This window comes from Gelidibacter maritimus, assembly GCF_014062315.1.
Classification (GTDB): Bacteria; Bacteroidota; Bacteroidia; order Flavobacteriales; family Flavobacteriaceae; genus Gelidibacter; species Gelidibacter maritimus.
The window spans coordinates 1,625-22,744 of the sequence record NZ_JACGLT010000016.1 but is presented as its reverse complement, the minus strand read 5'-3'; the positions used below and the strand labels follow the sequence as shown (position 1 = coordinate 22,744).

The 21,120-nt window shown below is 37.8% G+C and carries 12 protein-coding genes, 1 tRNA gene and 1 pseudogene; 5 read left to right on the top strand and 9 right to left on the bottom strand.

All coding sequences use genetic code 11. The annotated features are described in order from the left end of the window. Window positions 1–57: 57 nt before the first annotated feature. The 8 genes from H3Z82_RS15985 to aceB form a co-directional block, all read right to left on the bottom strand. Window positions 58–486, bottom strand: coding sequence for an FKBP-type peptidyl-prolyl cis-trans isomerase (locus tag H3Z82_RS15985; protein WP_182206507.1), 429 nt, complete (start codon window positions 484–486; stop codon window positions 58–60). 342 nt (window positions 487–828) lie between these two features. Then, complete coding sequence (locus H3Z82_RS15980) at window positions 829–1,347, bottom strand: DUF3124 domain-containing protein (protein ID WP_182206506.1); 519 nt, start codon at window positions 1,345–1,347, stop codon at window positions 829–831. Between the two features lie 210 nt (window positions 1,348–1,557). Continuing rightward, on the bottom strand, window positions 1,558–3,642 hold the full coding sequence (locus H3Z82_RS15975) for a S9 family peptidase (RefSeq protein ID WP_182206505.1): 2,085 nt from the start codon (window positions 3,640–3,642) through the stop codon (window positions 1,558–1,560). Between the two features lie 54 nt (window positions 3,643–3,696). Beyond that, the gene (locus tag H3Z82_RS15970) at window positions 3,697–5,604 is read right to left on the bottom strand and encodes a S9 family peptidase (RefSeq protein WP_182206504.1); all 1,908 of its coding nucleotides are present in this window, start codon (window positions 5,602–5,604) and stop codon (window positions 3,697–3,699) included. 428 nt (window positions 5,605–6,032) lie between these two features. Next, complete coding sequence (locus H3Z82_RS15965; RefSeq protein ID WP_182206503.1) at window positions 6,033–7,490, bottom strand: RagB/SusD family nutrient uptake outer membrane protein; 1,458 nt, start codon at window positions 7,488–7,490, stop codon at window positions 6,033–6,035. A 21-nt stretch (window positions 7,491–7,511) separates the two neighbouring features. Then, window positions 7,512–10,667: a SusC/RagA family TonB-linked outer membrane protein gene (locus H3Z82_RS15960; RefSeq protein ID WP_182206502.1), complete on the bottom strand. Its 3,156-nt coding sequence runs from the start codon at window positions 10,665–10,667 to the stop codon at window positions 7,512–7,514. A gap of 712 nt (window positions 10,668–11,379) precedes the next feature. Continuing rightward, window positions 11,380–13,005 (bottom strand): isocitrate lyase, encoded by a 1,626-nt coding sequence (locus tag H3Z82_RS15955; protein WP_182206501.1) that lies wholly within the window; start codon window positions 13,003–13,005, stop codon window positions 11,380–11,382. Window positions 13,006–13,078: 73 nt separating this feature from the next. Further along, window positions 13,079–14,677, bottom strand: coding sequence for a malate synthase A (aceB, locus tag H3Z82_RS15950; protein ID WP_182206500.1), 1,599 nt, complete (start codon window positions 14,675–14,677; stop codon window positions 13,079–13,081). A gap of 122 nt (window positions 14,678–14,799) precedes the next feature. Here aceB and H3Z82_RS15945 point away from each other — a divergent pair, with 122 nt between their 5' ends. Continuing rightward, window positions 14,800–16,278, top strand: a complete 1,479-nt coding sequence (locus tag H3Z82_RS15945) for a helix-turn-helix domain-containing protein (protein ID WP_182206499.1) — start codon at window positions 14,800–14,802, stop codon at window positions 16,276–16,278. Between the two features lie 138 nt (window positions 16,279–16,416). Here H3Z82_RS15945 and H3Z82_RS15940 read toward each other — a convergent pair. Next, a tRNA-Leu gene (locus H3Z82_RS15940) sits at window positions 16,417–16,500 on the bottom strand. A 323-nt stretch (window positions 16,501–16,823) separates the two neighbouring features. Here H3Z82_RS15940 and H3Z82_RS15935 point away from each other — a divergent pair. The 4 genes and pseudogenes from H3Z82_RS15935 to H3Z82_RS15920 all read left to right on the top strand — a co-directional run. Then, on the top strand, window positions 16,824–17,291 hold the full coding sequence (locus H3Z82_RS15935) for a hypothetical protein (protein ID WP_182206498.1): 468 nt from the start codon (window positions 16,824–16,826) through the stop codon (window positions 17,289–17,291). 568 nt (window positions 17,292–17,859) lie between these two features. Further along, the gene (locus H3Z82_RS15930; protein ID WP_182206497.1) at window positions 17,860–18,513 is read left to right on the top strand and encodes a hypothetical protein; all 654 of its coding nucleotides are present in this window, start codon (window positions 17,860–17,862) and stop codon (window positions 18,511–18,513) included. Window positions 18,514–18,525: 12 nt separating this feature from the next. Then, the gene (locus H3Z82_RS15925) at window positions 18,526–19,260 is read left to right on the top strand and encodes a PRC-barrel domain-containing protein (protein ID WP_182206496.1); all 735 of its coding nucleotides are present in this window, start codon (window positions 18,526–18,528) and stop codon (window positions 19,258–19,260) included. Window positions 19,261–20,349: 1,089 nt separating this feature from the next. Next, window positions 20,350–21,120 (top strand): annotated as a pseudogene (locus H3Z82_RS15920) (hypothetical protein); the annotation flags it as partial.

Genomic DNA, 21,120 nt, shown 5'->3' with positions numbered 1-21,120 from the left:
TAAAAAAGCCATTCACGCAAAGTAAATGGCTTCTTTTATATAAAATATTGATCTAATTTAGCTGATTTCAACCAATTCTAAGTCGAAAACTAAATCTTGACCTGCTAATGGATGATTGCCATCCACAACAATATGATCTTCCTGAACTTCAACCACTCTAAACTGGTGCTCAGTACCGTCAGGTGCTTTGGAAGCTAATCCCATACCAACTTCTGGTTGAATATCCTGTGGCAATTGGTCTTTTTTCACTTGATGAAAGAGTTCTTTTTGAACATCTCCATAAGCTTCTTCTTTTCCAATTTCAACTGTTTTCTTCTCGTTTACTTGCATATTGAGTAGTGCATTTTCGAAACCAGGAATCAGCTTGCCTTCACCAACAGTAATCTCTAAAGGCTCACGCTCTAAAGAACTGTCAAAAACTTGGCCATTGGTTAGTTTTCCTGTGTAATGTACTTTTACTGTATCATTCTCTTTTACTTGACTCATAATTGTGTGTTTGTATTTTAATAAAGTACAAAACTACTCTTTAAAGAATAAATCAAAGGATGTCAAGGGAATTATATAGTGTATTTAAGAAAAACTTAACGACTTTAAAGATTAATATTACATGAGGCTTCAAGTATTACACCAAATACCTCATGTTTTTATTTCGATGTTTAATAAACATTAATGCCATAAGAACCCTTCAATCATACGCTTAATTGAGTCTTCCATCGGAAATGTTTTGGTTTTTTGTCAATATGAAACGTCTCTAAAGAAGGTTTTAAATTAATCTTGACCAGCAGCCTTCCGACTTTGGCTTAACGATCAAAAGAGTTGTAGAATAAGTTATGGTATGGCTACACCTTCTGTGGTAAACGAAAATGATTTATTGCCCAAACCGCCGATCATGACCGCCTGAAAAAGCGGGTTGAGTTTTTCATTGCCATACCATTCAATTACGAAATTGGCACCAGAGCCACCTGTTTTGTCTTCTTCATCCACAACATATTCCAAAGTCTCAAACGTAGTCAGAAAGATAGTCGATTCAATGTATTTCCGAACCAACTTTCCTTCGGTATTGTAATAATCAATACGACTGATATAGAGGGTGTCGGTTTCACTCGTATTATGGATGCTCAAGGTGGAAGTGAGCAATGTCCTTTCATTTCGGGTGCGCTGGTAAATATCAGAATAAACAGGAACATAAACTTTTTTTGTCTCATAGAGACTATCCGTTCTTATGTCGTGAGATTGTTCTAATTGATGATCTGTGGAGATTAATTCCCTCTGCTCTTTTTGAGATGTGCTTTCGCAGGAAAATATCCAAATAAAGGAAACATAAAATGAGAGTTTGGAATAGTTCATAAGATCGGCATTCAATAAGATGCTTAGAGCACGGCTCAACAAATATAATAAAGTTTAAAATAGCATTTTTAAAAATAGAGCTCTTGTCTTAGTTTAAATGGAAGGGTTTCGTGGGTTTCTGTTTAAACATTAATCTAATATCTAGCCGAACTCGCTACAATAAAGCCATTCATCTTTTAAGCATTCAAAAAAACAAACTGTTAAAGTGTTTTATTCCAAAATCAAATGTTGAATAAAAAACTCCATCATTCTCTCAAAGTTTACCGCAGTATGGCCTTGGTCTGGACCCACCTGAACCTCAAAGCTTTTTCCTGCTTTTTGCAAAGCCTGAATGAGTTGCAGTGAATTTGCTGGGTGCACATTATTGTCGTTCGTCCCGTAAAATATCATCAATTCCCCTTCTAAATTGTCGGCATAGTTCATTAAATTGGAAGCTTCATAGCCTTCCGGATTGTTTTCCAAAAGATTCATATAGCGCTCGGTATAAATATTGTCGTAATTTCTCCAATCGGTTACCGCTGAGTTGGCTACCGCGACATGGTAAACCTCCGGAAATCTTAATATACTCATTGCCGCAACTGTTCCTCCGTATGACGTGCCATAAACTCCAACTCGTGTTTTATCAAAATAGGGACGATTGTATAGTGATTTTATGCCAGCTGCAAAATCATCCATTTCAACAATTCCTAAATTGCCATATAACTTATCGAGCATTTCTTTACCTCTTCCGCCAACATTCCTACCATCTATATTCACGACTAAAAATCCAAATTCCGTAATAGGGCTTGGGAGACGGAACGTTTCTGTAAATGCGTTGACACCGGGCCCACCATAATTGCTTAAAATCAAGGGGTATTTTTTAGATGGGTCAAAGTTGGATGGAAAATGAATCATGCCGTGAAGTTTGGTTTCACCATCGGCAGATGTAAACTCGAAAACCTCAACAGTTTTGAAACCTAATTCGTTAAATTTTGATAGATCGGTTTTCAAGATTTCTGCTACAACCTTCCCTCTGGCATCCACAAGATTCATAAAAGGCGGGATATTATGAGTTTGGGCGATATCTATAAAGTGTTTCCCGGTAGGGGATAGAATTACATTATGATGGAATGCTGGATCCGTTAACCGAACATTTCTGGTGCCATCAAATTTGACCCGATGCAATTGCATTTTCATATGGTTGTCACCACTGGCCGCCATATAATATAAGAGCTTGTTGGCCTCATCGACCTCAATAATGCGCTGCACTTCAAAATCGTGGTTGGTCAGTTGATTTACTAATTTACCATTGAAATTATAGAGGTAATAATTCTTAAAACCATTGCGTTCAGAGGCCCAAATAAAATGTTCCTTGTCTTTTAACATATAGATTTCTGGAGAATTGACCGTAAAGCTTGGTAGCCATTCTTCTCTAACGATAACTCTGGTTTTGCCAGTTGTAGGATTGGCGGCTTTAAACTCCATGACATCTTGCTTGCGATTCGTGCTGTGAAAAAGCAGTTCCTTACCGTCAGGTGACCATTCAATGTCGTATAGATAAGTCCCGATAGTACCGTCATTAAAAGGTTGACCGTCTCTTGTGTCCAGCGTAGTGATTTTTTTCGTTTCTAAATCGTAGACCAATAAATCGACAGGCAGGTTTTTAGCACCCACTTTTGGGTAGGCTTCTACTTCAACAGAGTCTTGGATTTTAGTTTGATGGTATAGGACATAATACTTAATAGCATCTTTTTCTTCAAATCTATAAAAAGCAACTTTTTTACTATCAGGCGACCACCACATGGCTGTATTTTGACCCAATTCTTCACCGTAAACCCAAGTGGCAATGCCGTATTTAACTTGATTGTCCTCATTGCCATCAGTAGTTATGGTGATACTATTGGAACCATCAGGGTGGCTGATGTACATGTTTCTGTCTTTTGTAAAAGCTTTTAAAGTAGAGTCGGGGGAAATAGCTGATGCATATTGTCTGCCTCGTGCTGGTCGGCCTTGTCGCGAATAGCGCGTTCTTGCAGGTGCTTGATATGATTTAGAGTTAACGATTTTCTTTTTTCTTAGGTCAAAAGTGTGCAGGGAATCATTTTCAACATAAGTGAATGTTTTTCCGTCTGCACTCCAATCGATATTGTTCGAAATCCTTTCTACAGAACCGTACAGTTGAGACGACATTTTTTTAAATTGATCGTATCCCGGCATATCTTTTATTTTGCCTTGAGCGTTACCTGTCGTAACAGATATTAGACATAGTGATGCAAAAATGAAGGTTGAGGTTTTTATTGAAAGTCTGAACGTCATTTTAATAGAATTTAAAATTAAATATTGGTGGATGATTTATAAACTACGCGATGATTAGAGTGTTTCTTTTAGCCATTTAAAAAATTCACGCTGCCAAACCAACGCATTTTGAGGGGTCAATACCCAATGGTTTTCTTCTGGGAAAAAGACTAATTTACTTTTTATTCCTAATAGCTGCGCAGCTTGGTATGCACTTAAGCTCTGCTCAATGGGCACACGGAAATCCTTCCCACCTTGAATGATTAAAATAGGGGTATCCCAGTTTGAAACTTTGGTGATGGGGTTAAATTCGTTATAAACTTTTTGTGCTGTTTGATTCTCTTTATCCCAATAAGGACCTCCGAAATCGTGGTTGACAAAAAACAACTCTTCGGTAGTACCATACATAGTTCTGGTATCAAAAACACCATCATGAGAGATGAATGTCTTAAAGCGTTTGTTGTGTATGCCTGCTAAATAAAACACAGAATAGCCACCATAACTCGCGCCAATGGCACCTAACCGATTGTTATCAACATAGGGTTCTTTTGCAATTTCGTCAATGGCCGATAGATAGTCATCCATGACCTGTCCACCCCAATCCTTGCTGATGTCTTCGTTCCATTCCACACCGTGACCAGGCATTCCACGTCGGTTTGGTGCCACAATTATGTAGCCATGCGAGGCCATCAATTGGAAATTCCAACGGTAGGAGTAAAACTGTGATAATGCCGATTGTGGGCCTCCTTGTGCGTATAATAGGGTTGGGTATTTTTTGGATGCGTCAAAATTGGGTGGTAAAATAACCCACACTAACATTTGCTTCCCGTCGGTGGTGGTGACATAACGTTTTTCAACTTTTGGCAATTCGATACTATTGTATAATTCTTGGTTGATATTGGTCAATTCCTCAAAGCTCTTGTCTTTTAAGTTAAAACTGAAAATTTCAGCGGCATGGTTCATATCGGTTCTTGTGACCAAAAGCGTGTTGTCTTTCTGTGCAATGATACTCGTAACGTCAAATTGACCTTCGGATAATTGTTCGACAAATGGTGCTATCCGTTTCTTGCCAGGATAATTCACCTTAAAAATCTGGATGGTGCCGTCAACTGGAGCAGTAAAATAAATTTCAGTCCCGTCGTTGCTCCATAAAAAACTGTTGACCGTGCCATCCCATCTGTCCGTTAAATTTTGTTTAATGCCATTGTGCATAACAACAATATCATTTTTATCGGCTTCATAACCTTCGGTTCTCATTTGTAACCAGGCTAATGCACCTGTCGATGAAAAAGCAGGATTGGTATCGTAGCCTTTATTGTCTTCCGTAAGATTTTCGGTGGTTTTTGATGCAATATTGTATCTGTAAATATCAGTATTGGTACTGGTTGCGTATGCTTTCCCTTTTAGTTTTTTGCTGACATAGTAAATACTCTTGCTGTCAGGAGACCAAATATAATCCTCGTCGCCACCAAAAGGCCGTTGTGGGGTATGGTGGGGTTCGTTGGGCATTATATCCGTACCAGTGCCGTCGTCTGCACCTGCCTTCTTATAAAATAAATGATTGTAGCTGCCATCTTGCCAAGTGTCCCAATGGCGGATATCCAAATCAGTAAAAACGTACGCATCCGACTTTTCTAAATCATTATAGATGTCAGTTCCTTTGATATCCTCGATGTGAACTTCTTTATGAAACAATTTGTAGGCTCCGTCTGGTGAAGTATTTTTATCGGTAGTAGCGACATCTTCTTTTTTAATTTCAACTAAATCACCGCCCGTAACCGGCATTTTATAATATTTGGTGTCGAAACTGTTTTTTTGAATATTTGGAATTTTGACCTGAATATAGAGCGTTGCTCTCTCTTTATCCAGCCCCATAACACTAAGACGCTCGACCTTCCATAGTAATTCGGGAGTCATTGTTTTTTGGGCCATCATTAAACTACTGCTCAACATTATACTCATAATTAAGAGTGCGTTTTTCATAACTGCTCATTTTTATAGATGTGATATTTATTATAAGAAACTACTGGTTTATATTTTCTGATGATAAACTTTTCTCAAGATGTCGATAAAGCTTTTTCAATCAGCTCCTAAAATTATAAAAATCCAAGTGGTTAGTGGCTAAAACTTCAATTAATTATCAAATGTCGATCCATTTTCGAACTCACAATAGTTTAGAGCCCCAATTGGTATTGGGTTAATATCAAAGATCAGGACTATTATCCAATAAAATTCTATAATTATAAATCTTATTTTTATGTGGAACGGAAATTATTTTGGTTCAGTCAACAAAAAAAGACCTAAAAAAACAAAGTTCTTAGGTCCTTTCCGGTTAGGGTTGTGTACAATATAGGTGAAACCCTTAATTAATAATTAAATTCGAAGTATTTCGAAATTGATTCTTATTCAATTTAGTATCCTGGATTTTGTTGACTTCCAATTTCAGGATTTGCATTGATCTCTTCTTGAGAAATTGGTAAAATGGTTTTATAAAATGAACGATCAATTGTTTTGTCTCTCGTAGAGATTGGAACGCCTCCAAGATCATCGTTAAAAGTAATATCCTTATCCAATCTCAACATATCAAAGAATCGTTGCCCTTCAGTGAATAATTCTTTGCTCTTTTCATCCAAGATCATATCAATACTAATAGTGCCAGCGGTTGCAGGCGCTAAGTTTGGTGCTCTCTTCCGAATTTCATTTAGGTAGTCTGCAGCTAATTCTTTATCGGTGTGAAAGGCTGCTTCAGCGGCAATCAAGTAAATTTCAGATAATCGAATCACTTTAATGTTTACTGCAGTTGCGGTCGATTTTCCATCGCCGCTCAAACTTGTATCACCACTATATTTGTAACTCGCCCCCAAATGGGTCGGGCTAACCTCATCGTATGAAAGGACGCCAAATCGTACATCATCAGGATCTTCTCCTAAACGGTTCAAGTAATAATCACTAGCTATAAATTGACCAATCGCACTTGAAGATTGATGGCCAGCTCTTCTCAAATATACACTAAGACTAGAGTTGCCCAAATCGGCTTCACTTGGAAGAACAGCCAATTCAAATATGGATTCAGACCCAAATTGTCCAGTCCACGAATCAACCCATTCACTATTGGAATAAAGCGAGTAAACCTCAGAATCTATAATTTCTTGAGCCGCATTAAGAGCGTCAGGATACTGTTCCATATTTAGATAGACACGTGCTTGGAGGGCCAGATTGGCATAGTAATTTAAGTAGCCGTTGTTCTTGCTTTTTGAAAGCAGCGGTTGTGCGTCCTTTAAATCAGTGATGATTTGATTATAATTGTCTGCTACGGTAGCACGCAAAGGCTGCGCTAATGCATCTAAGGGTTCAAGAACATTAGGAACCCCGTAAGACTCCTTGTCGTAAGAATATGGTTTTCCATAAATTCGGACCAAGTCAAAATACATTAAGGCTCTTGCTGTTAAAGCCTGCCCCTTTATATCATCAAAGTTCGCTTCTGCACCCTCAGCTTCCAATTTTTCAATATTGACAATTAGGTTGTTGGCTTGTAGGATGCTATAATAAATACTGTTCCAGAATCCGGAATACGATCCGCTTGTAGGAGAGTGATTAAAGGAATAGAGACCATCTAGTCCTCGTCCCATGGAAAATGTTGTGAGATCACCACCTTTGGCATCAGCATATATAATAAAATTACGACCATAGTAACTCGAGGAAGTCATTCGACTCATAATTCCAGTGAGCATGACATTGGCGTCAGCAAGCGTTTGGATAGATGTTGAAGCATCTCCGGAATTACTTGGGGTAACATCGAGAAAATCATCATCGCATGAGCTAAACCCAAGGATTAGAATAATAATTATGACAGATTTTATCTTGTTCATTTCTTTCGTTTTTTTAATTAATTATAATGTTAATTCAATACCAAAGGTATAATTCTTCATAAAAGGCGTTTGCCATCCTCTGGCTGCAAATTGATTGACCTCTGGGTCTGCATTCTTGTACTTTGAGAAAGTGAGCAAGTTAGTTCCAACAACATATAACCTTACGTTTTCAAACCCAATTTGATTGATCAATGTGGACGGAAGATCATAGTTTAACCTGATATTCTTTAACCTAAGAAAACTAGCGTCATAAATATGTCTGCCACTTTTTTGTATGGCATCGGTAAGGTCAGTACCTCTTACTTTAGGCAGGTAGCCACTTGGGTTTTGCTCAGTCCACATATTGTCATAAGCATATTGTGAACGGATACGCTCCCAATAATAACCGTCATCTGCGACATCCCTTTCAGCGCCGTCATAAAGTTTACCTCCTATTTTATAGATGAAATCTAAGCCTAAGGAAAAGCTTTTATATTTAACCTGTGTATTGATGCCCCCAAAAACATCAGGAATTCCATCACCTATTATAGTGTAATTGGCATCTCTGTAGTTATAGGTTGCGCCTCTGCCATTAAGAAGGAAGCTTCCAGCTTGCGGGTCGTTTTCATCATTGACATAATATCTACTTTTACCGTTTTCAGGATCAACCCCTGCATACTCATAACCATAGAAAGCTAAAGTTGATTCACCTTCTCTATAGATATATTGTGCTGTTGCGTCGCCATCGTTAACCCAGATAATATCTGCGCCTTCACTTAGCTCAAGGACTTTGGAGTCAACAAATGATGCGTTTACGGATGCACTCCAGGTAATATCATTTGAGCGAATAATGTCGCCTCCTAAAGATAGTTCCAAGCCTTTGTTTCTGATAGATCCAATATTTTTAAGTGTTGAACTAAATCCAGTTATTCTTGAAATTGGTACACTCTGCAATAAGTCTTTGGAGTCACGACTGAAATATTCAATCGTTCCATATAGTCGATTTTTGAACAAACCAAATTCCAAAGCAACGTCTGTTGAATAATTGGTCTCCCACGATAAACTTTCATCAGCTACATTACTTAGTACACCACCGGCAGTTTCCATGTATTTTGCAGTATAACCGGTAAGTGATCTCCAACCAAAGTTAGAAGGAGGTAAGGTACCGTTAACTCCATAAGAAGCTCTTAGACTTAAATTGCTGATGGCATCTACATCTTCCAAGAATGCCTCTTTGCTCATATTCCATGACCCACCAACTGACCAGAAGTTACCCCAGCGCGCATCAGGGCCAAGCTTTGAACTCCCGTCACGACGGAAAGATCCAGAGACATAATATTTATTATCAAAACTATATTCCAATCTAGAAAGTATAGACATCATATTATTGCCCCAATAATAAGCACTTGCATCTGTGTCGCCCGCTGTGGCTACAGTGTGAAGGTTACTTGAAGGTAGGTCCTTGCCAGAAGCACGTATATAATCGGTTTGATTTTTCTCAGCTTCAAAACCGGCCAAGAAATCTAAACGATGTGCACCAAAATCTTTCGCATAATTTAATGTGGTTGAAGAAACTAAACTTCGTGTAGTTGTGGACATTTCATCCACTGTTCCAAGACCTTGTCCATTATAATGTAATCGGCTATAATATAAGTGGTCTTTAGTTTCTATATTGTCATAAGAAAAAAGTGTTTGTACATTAAGTTCAGGAAGAATATTAACTTTCAATCCTTCAATTGCGCTTACCCGTAATGTTCTTGAGGAATTTTCCCATTCTTTATCATAGTAAACATTGTTCTGCGCCAAACTTCCGTAACGGGCGGTCCAAGGTTCGCCAGTTTTATAATCGGTAGGCCAATATAGTCCCCAAAGAAGGTTTCGCGTTTGCTCATAGTAATTAGAGCTAAGATTTCGACTGTCATTAAATCCGGACAATTCTGTTTGTGCAACGTTCACTTTTGCAGAAAACTCGATGTATTTCCCGATTTTTTGTTCCAAATTGATTCTTCCTGAAATTCGCTCGTTTTCATTGATTTTTACACGACCTTCATCTTTACTATATGAAATAGAAGAATAATAATTTGTTTTCTCAGTTGCGCCACTTACAGAAATATCTTGTGTCTGATTTACAGCGGTTCTGAAATAAGCATCTTCCCAATCATAATATTTGCCTTCTCTATTAACAAGCCCATCGGTCATGCCTTTAATCATCAGATTTTCACTCACGCCAATACCATTGGTTTCAAAATAATAACCATGCTTATTGAACTTTACGTTTAAACGTCTAAGAGCGTCTGCATTGGCGGTGGCTTCATCTCTTCCGTTTGATGTGTTATAATCATGGAAGACACGATATAAATAATTAACATTTTCCTGTGTACTCGCAGGTTCATAATTGTCAGTTGCCCAAGAGGGACTGAATCCTGTAGACGATTTAATTGTAATGCGTGGTTCTCCTTTTTTGCCACGTTTGGTAGTAATCATGACGACACCGTTAGCGGCTCTAGAACCATACAGTGCAGAGGCAGCCGCATCCTTTAAAATAGTGATCGATTCAATATCATTTGGATTTAAGGTGTTCATGATATTGTTGGTCACCAAAATTGAACCTGACAATTGACCTGTATTCCCGGAGGAAACAGGAACACCATCAATTACATAAAGTGGTTGTGTGGAGGCATTCATGGAGCCAATGCCACGAATTTGGATACTGGTGGTAGATCCAGCCTGTCCAGAACCCTTGGTAACATTTACTCCTGGAGCCTTACCTACCAGTGCATCTTGGAAAGAGGCTGTAGGAACGTCCTGAATGTCGCTGTTTTTTACCACGGCAGCTGATCCCGTATAAGACTCTTTGGTGGCGGTTCCATAGGCTACTACGAAAACTTCATCCAGAGCAGTTGCGGATTCTCTTAAAGACACATTAATAACATTGGATGCTCCTACTGTTATCAATTGATCCTCAAATCCCATACTGGTAAATCGTAATACTTGTCCTTCGGCGACTTCCAATGAGTATTTTCCATCAAAATCTGTTACTGCTCCTCGCGAAGCACCTTGAATGATGACGTTTACTCCCGGCAGTGGAAGCTGACTGTCATCGGTCACTGTACCGGTAACTATTTTTCCCTGTGCAAAACTTAAATGCACAAGAAAAAGCATTAACAGTGTTAAAAATCCAGTTAATCTTACTTTCATAATTTAGGTAAATAATTAATTGATTAATAGCTTTTGTTTTAGTCTTTAGTTAACAAAATGTTATGTTGACCTTAACAAATATAGATTTAATAATTTAGAATTCAAATTTGTAAATGAAGAGATAGCAATCAATAAGATGAACTAATTGACCTTGTTTTTTACTCATAGTATAAATTAATCATAAATTGGAGTGACGTAAGTGTGGAAGTTTTAAAATTTTCCAATAACAAACTTATCAAAGGCGTATAAGGGGTAAGGTCTTCATTTGTAAGGGATCTCTTCAGATTGTATCTATTGTTCTTTATGAAATTATCACCAATAAACGGTTTAAGAAAAAGACTAATCGAGCTATAAAATTAAGAATACTTCATAATTTATTGGATCTTAAGAATCTCATATAAATTATGAGTTTTCATTGAAAAATATTTTGCCTAAATATTGGTAAAGTCAGAAATAACGATATAACGACAAGATATAGGAATAATTTTGACTGGAAATTGATATAGAAGTCTAAAGTAAAATGTTCAAAAGTTAAGTTGAAACAAGAATTCGTAAAAAATGATGCTGTAAACTTGACTTAAGAATTACAGAGGCCCCGAGACTTGATACAGGAACTCAAAAATATGCTTACTATTTTATAGCAAATCGCGCAGTTGGTAAAATAACAATGTTAATTGCGATAGATATTCTATCGCAATTAACATTGTTAGACCTATTTATCCATCACAAGCTCTGGTCGTGCCAGCTCGGTTTTGAGTTCAAATTGCTTACTGGTGTTCTTTTCTCCTCCAGCTTTTAGTGCCTTATCACCTGCGAAAAAGGTTTTATGGCTGTCTCCAAGGTCTGAACCAGCCATGCGTTGGTGTTTTACGCAAGACACACCTCTGCGGATCTCTTGTCTTTGAACATCTCTTACGTAGGCCAGCATACCTTCGTCTCCAAAATACCCTTCAGTCAAATCATTCATATGAAGTGCGGTAGTGTGATAGGTGGGCAATGTGATTAAGTGATGGAAAATCCCTGCGACTCTGGCACCATCTCTTTGGAAAGATTTGATTTTTTCATCGGCACGGTAGCATAATTCAGAAGCATCATAGTCTGCATCCATCAAATTGTTTCTGTTATAACCGGTCATGTTTTCTCCTTCTGCCAGCATCTCATCATAGGCTTGGTGACGGAAATTTAGGGTCCAGTTAAACGATGGCGAATTATTGTAAACCAGCTTGGCGCTCGGTTCTATTTTTTTAATTCTGTTGACCATGTGCGCAATTTGTTTCACGTTTGGCGTTGGCGTTTCAATCCATAATAAATCGGCGCCATTTTGTAAACTCGTAATACAGTCCAGAACCACGCGATCTATATTTGAGCCCTCTTTAAATTTATATAAGCCATTGGCCAATCGTATTGGACGGTATAACTTTCCGTCTCTTTTAAGCATGACGTCATCATCCTTGGCGTCATCGATGGTGATTTCTTCTGCATCTATAAAGGCGAGGTATTGTGATGCTAAATCGCCTGGCGCTTTGCTCACCGGTAACTTTTGAGTTAAGCTGGCACCTTCAGAGTCTGTTCTGGCCACGATAATGCCTTCGGGTATTCCCAATTCTATAAAAGCATACCGGATGGCATTTAATTTTGCAATAAAATCCTCATGCGGCACGGTTACTTTTCCATCTTGATGACCGCATTGCTTGGCATCGGAAACCTGATTCTCAACTTGGATAGCACAGGCGCCAGCTTCAATCATTTTCTTTGTTAACAAATAGGTCGCTTCCTCATTTCCAAACCCAGCGTCAATATCGGCTATGATGGGGACAATATGAGTTTCAAAATTGTCAATTTGATCTTGGACGTCTTCACCTTTTTCCAATCTTGAAAACAAATCATTCAGTTCTATGGCGTCTGCTTGGCGCAAGAAGTCATAGATTTCCTTAATCAGTGCCGGAACTGAAGTTTTCTCATGCATGGATTGATCGGGCAGTGGGCCAAATTCAGAACGCAATGCAGCAACCATCCACCCTGACAGGTATAGATATTTTTTGCTGGTTGTTTTATGGTGTTTCTTAACAGCAATCATTTTTTGCTGTGCTATAAATCCGTGCCAGCAGCCCAGAGATTGTGTGTAGTTTGACGAATCTGCATCATAGTCCGCCATGTCCTTTCTCATAATGGCGGCGGTGTATTTAGCGATATCCAAACCTGTTTTAAATCGGTTTTGGACCACCATGCGTGCGGCGCTTTCAGGGTTGATGGCATTCCAAGCATTGCCATACTTTGCTTTAAGTTCTCTTACCGTTTGTAATGCAGAGCCATAATTGCTTTGTTTTAAATTTTTCATAATTTTGTAATCAGTTATTTGTTATTAATAATTAGATCCTGTTGATTGTGTCCGCAATCGCAGGATTGTTTTTTTATAGGTATTGATAGGCCGGCAAGGTTAAGAATTCTTCAAATTCCTCTGATTGCACGAGATGATCGAAGAGCTCAATGGCCAATTTAAATTTTGAGTTTTTCATATTATCGGTACCAAATTCCTTAATGATCTTTTCTACTTCATCATCTAAAAGTGCCTTATAAAGCTCAAGGCTCAACATTCTTCCATCTTCCAATTTCACTTGGTTTTTCAACCATTGCCAGACCTGAGTCCGCGATATTTCGGCAGTTGCTGCATCTTCCATCAAATTATAGAGCGCTACAGCACCATATCCTCTTAACCAAGCTTCGGTATATAAAATGCCTACATTAATGTTCTTTCTAATTCCAGCTTCAGAAATGGTTCCTTGTGGGAGTTCAACCAGATCTTGTTCCGTAATGTTGACATCATCTCTTGATACATGAAGTTGGTTGGGGCCTGGCATGTACTTGTCAAACTCTTTCATGGCCACAGCCACCAATCCGGGATGTGCAACCCAAGTGCCGTCATGTCCGTTTTTGACCTCACGCTCTTTGTCTTTTCTTACTTTTTCCAAAGCAGCACTATTGGCTTTTTCATCATTTTTAATTGGGACTTGTGCAGCCATACCGCCAATGGCGTGAATGCCTCTTTTGTGACAACGTTGAATGACCAACTTGGAATACGCATCCATAAAAGGGGAGGTCATAGTTACTTGATCGCGATTGGGAACTATAAAATTGGGATGGTTTCTGAATTTTTTGATGTAGGAGAAAATATAATCCCAGCGTCCGCAGTTTAGACCGACAATATGGTCCTTAAGTTCGTAGATAATCTCGTCCAACTGAAAACTCGCGGTAATTGTCTCAATTAAAACTGTGGCTTTGAAAGTTCCTTTGGGTACTTCCAGGTATTCCTGAGCAAATGTGAAGACATCGTTCCACCAACGTGCCTCCAGATAGTGTTCTAACTTTGGAAGATAAAAATAGGGTGCTGTATCGTTATTTAATAGGGTTGTGGTATTATGGAAGACATACAGACCAAAATCAACCAAACTTGCTGAGGTTTCTTCGTCATTAATTAAGATGTGTCTTTCGTTTAGGTGTAAGCCCCTTGGTCTGACCATCAACACAGCAGTTTCTGGATTTAGTGCATAGGTTTTGTTCCGCTTACGGTCCACTAATGAGATTGTTTTGTTATTGGCATCTCTCAGGTTTTGTTGGCCTTCCATAGTGTTTTTCCAAGTAGGCGCATTGCTGTCCTCTAAATCGGCCATAAAAGTCCTTGCTCCGGAGTTTAACGCATTGATAATCATTTTCCGGTCCACTGGTCCGGTAATCTCTACACGTCGGTCTTGTAAATCTTGAGGAATGGCGCCAGCGGTCCACTCATTGTTTCTGATGTGTTTGGTCTCTCTTGAAAACTCTGGAAAATTGCCTTGGTCAAAAATCTTTTGCTGTTCAATTCGCATTTCTAAAAGCAGTAGTCGTTGGGTGTTGAATCTTTCGTGTAAGGCAATCAGAAAGGAGATCGCATCTGGAGTAAGAATGTCGGGGTAGTGGTCTTCAACCGTTTTCGAGAATTTCAGTTTTCTTGATTTTAAAAGTGTGTTTTCCATAGTATTGAGATGTTTGTGAGAACAATGATAAAATAATTATTTTTAAAAAACAAGCGAACGTTCGCTAAATAATTAATTTCGCTGAAATTGACCTATTCGCAAAATTGATTATATTTGCTACTATGGAAGAAGATTATATCAAAATTATATTTGGGTTAAAGCTAAAGCAGATAAGGACTGAAAGGAATTTATCACTGTTTGGTTTGTCTAAACTTTCGGGGCTTTCTAAGTCCTATTTAAACGAAATTGAAAACGGAAAAAAATATCCAAAGCCAGATAAGATTATAACGCTTGCTGAAAAATTGGATGTGCCTTATGACCAGATGGTGTCATTGAAATTGGATAAAAATTTGGCGCCAATTGGTGATTTGCTCAGCTCAAAAATACTTAAGGAAATTCCGTTGGACCTTTTTGGGATAAAGGAAGGTGATTTGATTGATATCGTTGCGAATGCACCATCAAAAGTCAATGCATTTATTAGTACCATTATCAAGATAGCACAAAATTATAATTTTAGCAGAGAGAGTTTTTTCTTGGCTTCCGTACGCTCTTTCCAAGAAGCTAACAACAACTATTTTGAAGATTTGGAACAGGGGGTTTTAAATTTCGCCAAGGCTTATCAGATAAATTTGAATCTACCAATTACGTCTCGTGATTTAGGAGAGATTTTAGTAGAAGAGTTTGGGTATACCATAGTTGATGACGAATTGGACAAGTTTGAAGCTTTGGATAATCTGAGATCAGTATTTGTTCCAAAAACAAAAACACTGCTGTTGGCCAATGGGATTGATGAAGCCCAGCGCACATTTATTTATGCTAAGGAGCTGGCTTATAATTTCCTTGAGATAAAAGAGCGTTTATACACGTTTCCGTGGATTAAATTTAAAACTTTTGATCAAGTTTTGAATAATTTCTATGCTTCCTATTTTGCGGGTGCCCTAATTATCCCAAAAGCTAAAATTAAAGTGTTGCTCAACGATATTTTTACAAGAGAAACTTTAGATAGGGGTTTATTCTTAAATGCTATAGAAACCTTTAATGCTTCTGCCGAATCTTTTTATCAACGTTTGACTAATATATTACCAATAGAATTTAATCTTCAGAACTTGTTCTTTTTGAGATTTACCCATGAAGCTGGTAGCAATAAATTTTATTTAAAAAAAGAGCTCCATTTATCACATCACCATTCCCCTCATGCCAATGAGGCAGGTGAGCATTATTGCAGACGCTGGGTTTCTATAAAAATGCTGGAAGATATCAGTAAAGGTAAAAAGGAGCATGAATTCGATCTTCAGATCTCCAACTACCCTGATGATGGTATGAAATATTTGGTGTTGTCTTCAGCAACAAAAGATCCTTTCAAAGAAAACCATTACCGAAGCATCAGTGTCGGACTTCTTATAAATAAACAGTTACAGAGAAAAATTAATTTTTTATCAGATCCGAAAATTACCACTCAAAATGTCGGTGTCACCTGCGAGCGCTGTCCAATTCAGGATTGTGAAGTCAGACAAAAACCAGCCATTTATCTAGAGCAAGCAACTAAGGACAAAAAGGTGGAAAACATTGTGGAAGAGTTGATCGCTAAGTTTGGGAAGTAAAGGAATTGAGACTGGTGGATTAAAAAAAATTTGGTTGTCATAATGCCAATTCAGACTGCTATGTAAAAATATGGTGTTGAGTTGTGACGGGATTTGAGGGGACGTTGCCATTGAGGACCAATGGACTTATTAACATTGTGCGCACGAGAAGACTCGAACTTCCACGACCTAATGGTCACCAGCCCCTCAAGCTGGCACGTCTACCAATTCCGCCACGTGCGCATTAAATATAACCAATGGATTTGAAGGTCAGGCAATTGCTCTGCATTCTATGTAGTGTTTGGTAAACAAAACAAATCCAAAAAGAACTTTAGCGGTGCAAATATAAAAAATCAATTATTTTTAAAGCGATATTTTCAATTTACTTTTAAGCTGATGTCATTTTAGTATAATAATGAGCGAAAATTAGGTTCCTTCCTCTCTCAGCATTCTAATTGTCTACGTTAGAACTTAATAATTTCCATTACAGACAACTTTTTTAGCAATTGAGAAAAGAATGTTGCATTCTAAGCGGTAAATTTATAATGAACCAAAAATCTGACATTATGAAATCATATCAACAATTATTAGTCATCTCTTTTATAAGCATATTTATGTCCTGTGATTTCAGTAAAAATAATTCCCCAGATCACAGTACTACAGGACGAACGGTCCCCGAAAACCAAGAAATAACCAATACTACCAATTATCAGACTACCGGCAATTTTGATACCATAGAGGGTAGCTATATCAACCAAGATAAAGTTACCGATAGTTTGGGTGAAAATTGGAATTTGGACAATCCGAAAAGGAAGGAGGATTTATACGCAGCCTTTGATATGACGGAAGAGCAAATTCAGCGCTATGAAAATGCCATCCAGAATTGGAAGGAATCTGAGACCGAGGATGCTTTTAAATTACTATCTGCCAACGCAAAAATAAAGGAGGAGGATAAAATATTAAAGAATATTCTTGACGATGAGCAATACAGTCGTTATAAAGATTGGTCGCGAGCCAATGATTTAAGAAATTAAGCTTAGGAGGATATTGGAAAAAATGACCAGGATGAAGGTAAACAGCTCTTGACCCTATTTGCCATAATGATCTATTGATCACCATTCTTGATAGTGTATTCTATGCCTATGAAGGCTTGTTCAGGTTTTTTATTAAAATAAATACTAAACATTGTTTTAATGTATTATGGATCATGACTTTCTAATTGGATAAAACCACAACTCAAGAAGAGGTGGTGGCTATAGAATCAAACGTTCGGTACACGGTCATTACCAGCGGTTTAGCCCACGACTTGATCACGAGTCCATAAGGAATATATAAAGAGTTATATTTTAGATTGTAGCAAGGCTTGGGGTGATGGGAGCCAGTGACCGGAATAAAATGTCGCAAAAAATAGAATCAGTTTCTTAAGATGTTGTATCGATAAAACGATCAATAAAAGTCAAATTATCGAATTTCAGACTTCGTCAATCCAATCTTTTTCGAGTTAAAACTTTAATTGAAAGAGCATAGATTTAGAGGAGGGTTGTCTTAAATTTAAATGGACACTGTAGGTGTTAAAATTCTAATTAATTAAAACATATAATTATGGCAGAGATTAAAATTGAAAAGAAAAAACCAATTTGGCCGTGGATTCTTGTAGTTCTGGTTATTTTGGGGATCATTGCGTATTTGGTTTATGCCAACGATGATCGTGACGATTATACCGATGATTTTGACGACGATATTACCAATGAGCAGGTGATGGATTCTGAAAGTAGATCATTAGAAAGTAAAACATTAGACGCCACTGGAGCTTATATGGCAGGAACTGCGTATGACCAATATACAGCTTATGAAGGCTCAATTCGCGATTCTACACGGATTGCAGTTGATTCGTCCTATACCAAAAAGGCATATTACAATTTGTCTAAAGCTGTTGCGAAAAAAGCGGAAGAGAAAGAAATAGAGACGTCGCAGGCCTTAACTGATTTGCAGGAATTTTCTATGTTGATTACCAAGGTGTCAAGTCCCTTGAGCGACGCCGAATCGGCAAAAAACTTTAAAACTGCTAGTGATAAGGTTGCTAAAGTATTAGAGGACATTCAAAAAAATAGCTATCCAGAACTGGAATCTATGGTGGACGAATTAAAACTAGTAGCCTCAGAAATGGATGGTTATATCAGTATGAATAAACAGCAGGATAATATTACTCAGTTTTTACAAAAGAGTAGAGATGTCTTAAGAGCAATGAATAATTAAAACCTAAAAATTATGGCAGAACAAAATAAACACCTTTACTATATTGATGAGCTTTCAGATTATAAAATAGCCGATGGCTACCCGGACATTAGAGGTTGGGATGTTAAGGATATTGACCATCGTGTGGTTGGTAAGGTAGATAACCTTTTAGTAAATAAAGATGCTGAGCGTGTGCTCTATCTTGACGTAGAAGTTGATAAAAGTATTATTGATGCGAAATATGATCCCTACGGAAGGCCGGTTCAAATGGAAGTTAGAGAATTTGTAAATAAGGATGGTGAGAATCATATCATTATCCCTATAGGATTGGTTGATTTAAATGATGATTCAAATTATGTTTATACAGATCTCATTGACCACCGTACATTTGCAGAAACTAAGCGGTATCGAAAAGGAGATACAATTAATAGGGCTTATGAAAATCAAGTGTTAGACTCATATCAGCGGAGGCAACGTGAAGATGCGGATCGTAGTGGATTGCATTTATATAAGGATGAAAATCGACTTCGTGAAATTATCCGAGATGAAATTAGACGATACCATTTTGAGACCGATAAGGATGCCACTTACAAAACAGCGCAAGCCCATTCCCGATCGAAGAATATTGATGATAATGCCATCATTGTTGATGATGAACTTGAGTTAAGTCAACGCCGATCAAATGACGACGTTTACGATGGCGACAAGTATTATGAACGCGCTGAGTTTGACGATAAGCGCTTTAAAAAGCGTACCCCTGGTTTATAGTTGATACAGTCGAAATCTGGAATCGTGGGTGCTAATCGGCCGACATGGCCTTCCAAGTCTATGGAATCTCAGCAAGAGCTTGTCTTTTAATCGAGGTAAATCTCAAGCACTTAGAATTCATTAATTAAAATAAAACCATTCATATTTAAAAAGAGAACTCTCCACTGGTGGGTTCTCTTTTTTTTTTAGTGAACCCCTGTCTGCCGATAGACAGGCCATACTCAAAAGCGAAGTGCAATGTGTATTGATTGTTGCACTAATCCTGCTCTTTAGCGGGATACTCAAAAGACCAATTTGTTAAGGGTCTTAAACTCATTTTGGTACGTTCGGTAATAAATTCAATCCACAATTACACTTAAAGAGCGAAGCAGATGGATTCGAATGTTTAGAGCGACATTTTAACTAAAACCTCATGAACTTATACCTCATTTATACTAAATGAACTTAGATGGATTAGTTGTCAAAAGACGTGCGGTATCCAATTATCCTGTTGTCAGAATTGTCGCATTTAAATCGAAACATAAAAGATTCCATCATTTGGAAATCCAAGCAATGCAGGTGGGGGTAAATTTTTATTCTTAAAACTTGCCAATTAAAGGCACGGCGCGTTAGGTTATCTACAATGGAACGACCTGGTAAACATTCTATTGTCAGGATCTTAATTGATTTATTGAGATCAGATGCTACATGTTTTCCAACATTAGTAAAAGGTTAGCGTGTTGATAAAATGAAAGAATTGGATGAAACACATATCATAAATATATGTTAAGGTTTAAATTAATATTATGTTTGCCCTCTGATTCGAAAACAAGAATTGCTTTCGACAAAATTCACAGTAAATCGGAAATTACGCGTTTTGTCGGAAAAAAAATACACTTCATCGAGTAAAATAAAAATAAAAATAGTATGTTTGTACTCGTTGACGTCGAAAGCATGCGCTTTGTCGAACAGTTGAGAGGGTCTGATCTGATCTCTTGCAGATATAAATTGATGTTAAAGTGCAAGTTATTAGTGTCATACTTTTCTGAGTTTAGTATACAGATTTAATTAAATACAGTTTCAAAATTTATATCACAATAACCAACCATTATGAAAAAACTATTACTGTTACTCATTTTAATCACAGGTAATTTTCTTTTTGCGCAAGTGGGGATCGGCACAGATATGCCCAATCCTTCCACGCAATTGGAAATTAAATCCTCTAATCGGGGTATATTAATACCTCAAGTACCCTTAACTGGTAATACTGATCAAACCACTATTACTGCTGGTAACTTAGAAAGTCTATTGGTTTATAATACCAATTCCAATGCAACCCTAACTCCTGGATATTACTATTGGTATCAAGGCAGTTGGAATAGATTGACGACAGAAGGTGATCTGCCGGATCATATTGTTTTGTGGGACTTTGCAAATGGTCAATTCACCTATATAGATCAGAATGGCGATGTGCAAATTATTGATCCAACTGATTTTCAGACATTAACTTCCCTTGAATTAAACCCTGACGGGCATACACTAGATTATGTGGATGAAAATGGGAATCGCGCAAGTATTGATCTTGAAGATGTCATTCAAAATTTCGAAACCTTGACAACCATAGTTGCCAATAACAATGGTACGTTTACTTATACTGACGAAAATGGTCTGGAGACCATCATAGATATCAGTAATCTTGAAACCCTTACGTCCATTGCACTCAATCCTGATAATACCAATATCGATTATACAGATGAGGATGGCGTGGTAACCCAATTGGATTTTGCTCAGATTGTAAAGAATTTAGAAACGCTTACTACGATTGTGGACAATGCCGATGGTACGTTTACATTTGCTGATGAGGCAGGTGTTGAGACCATC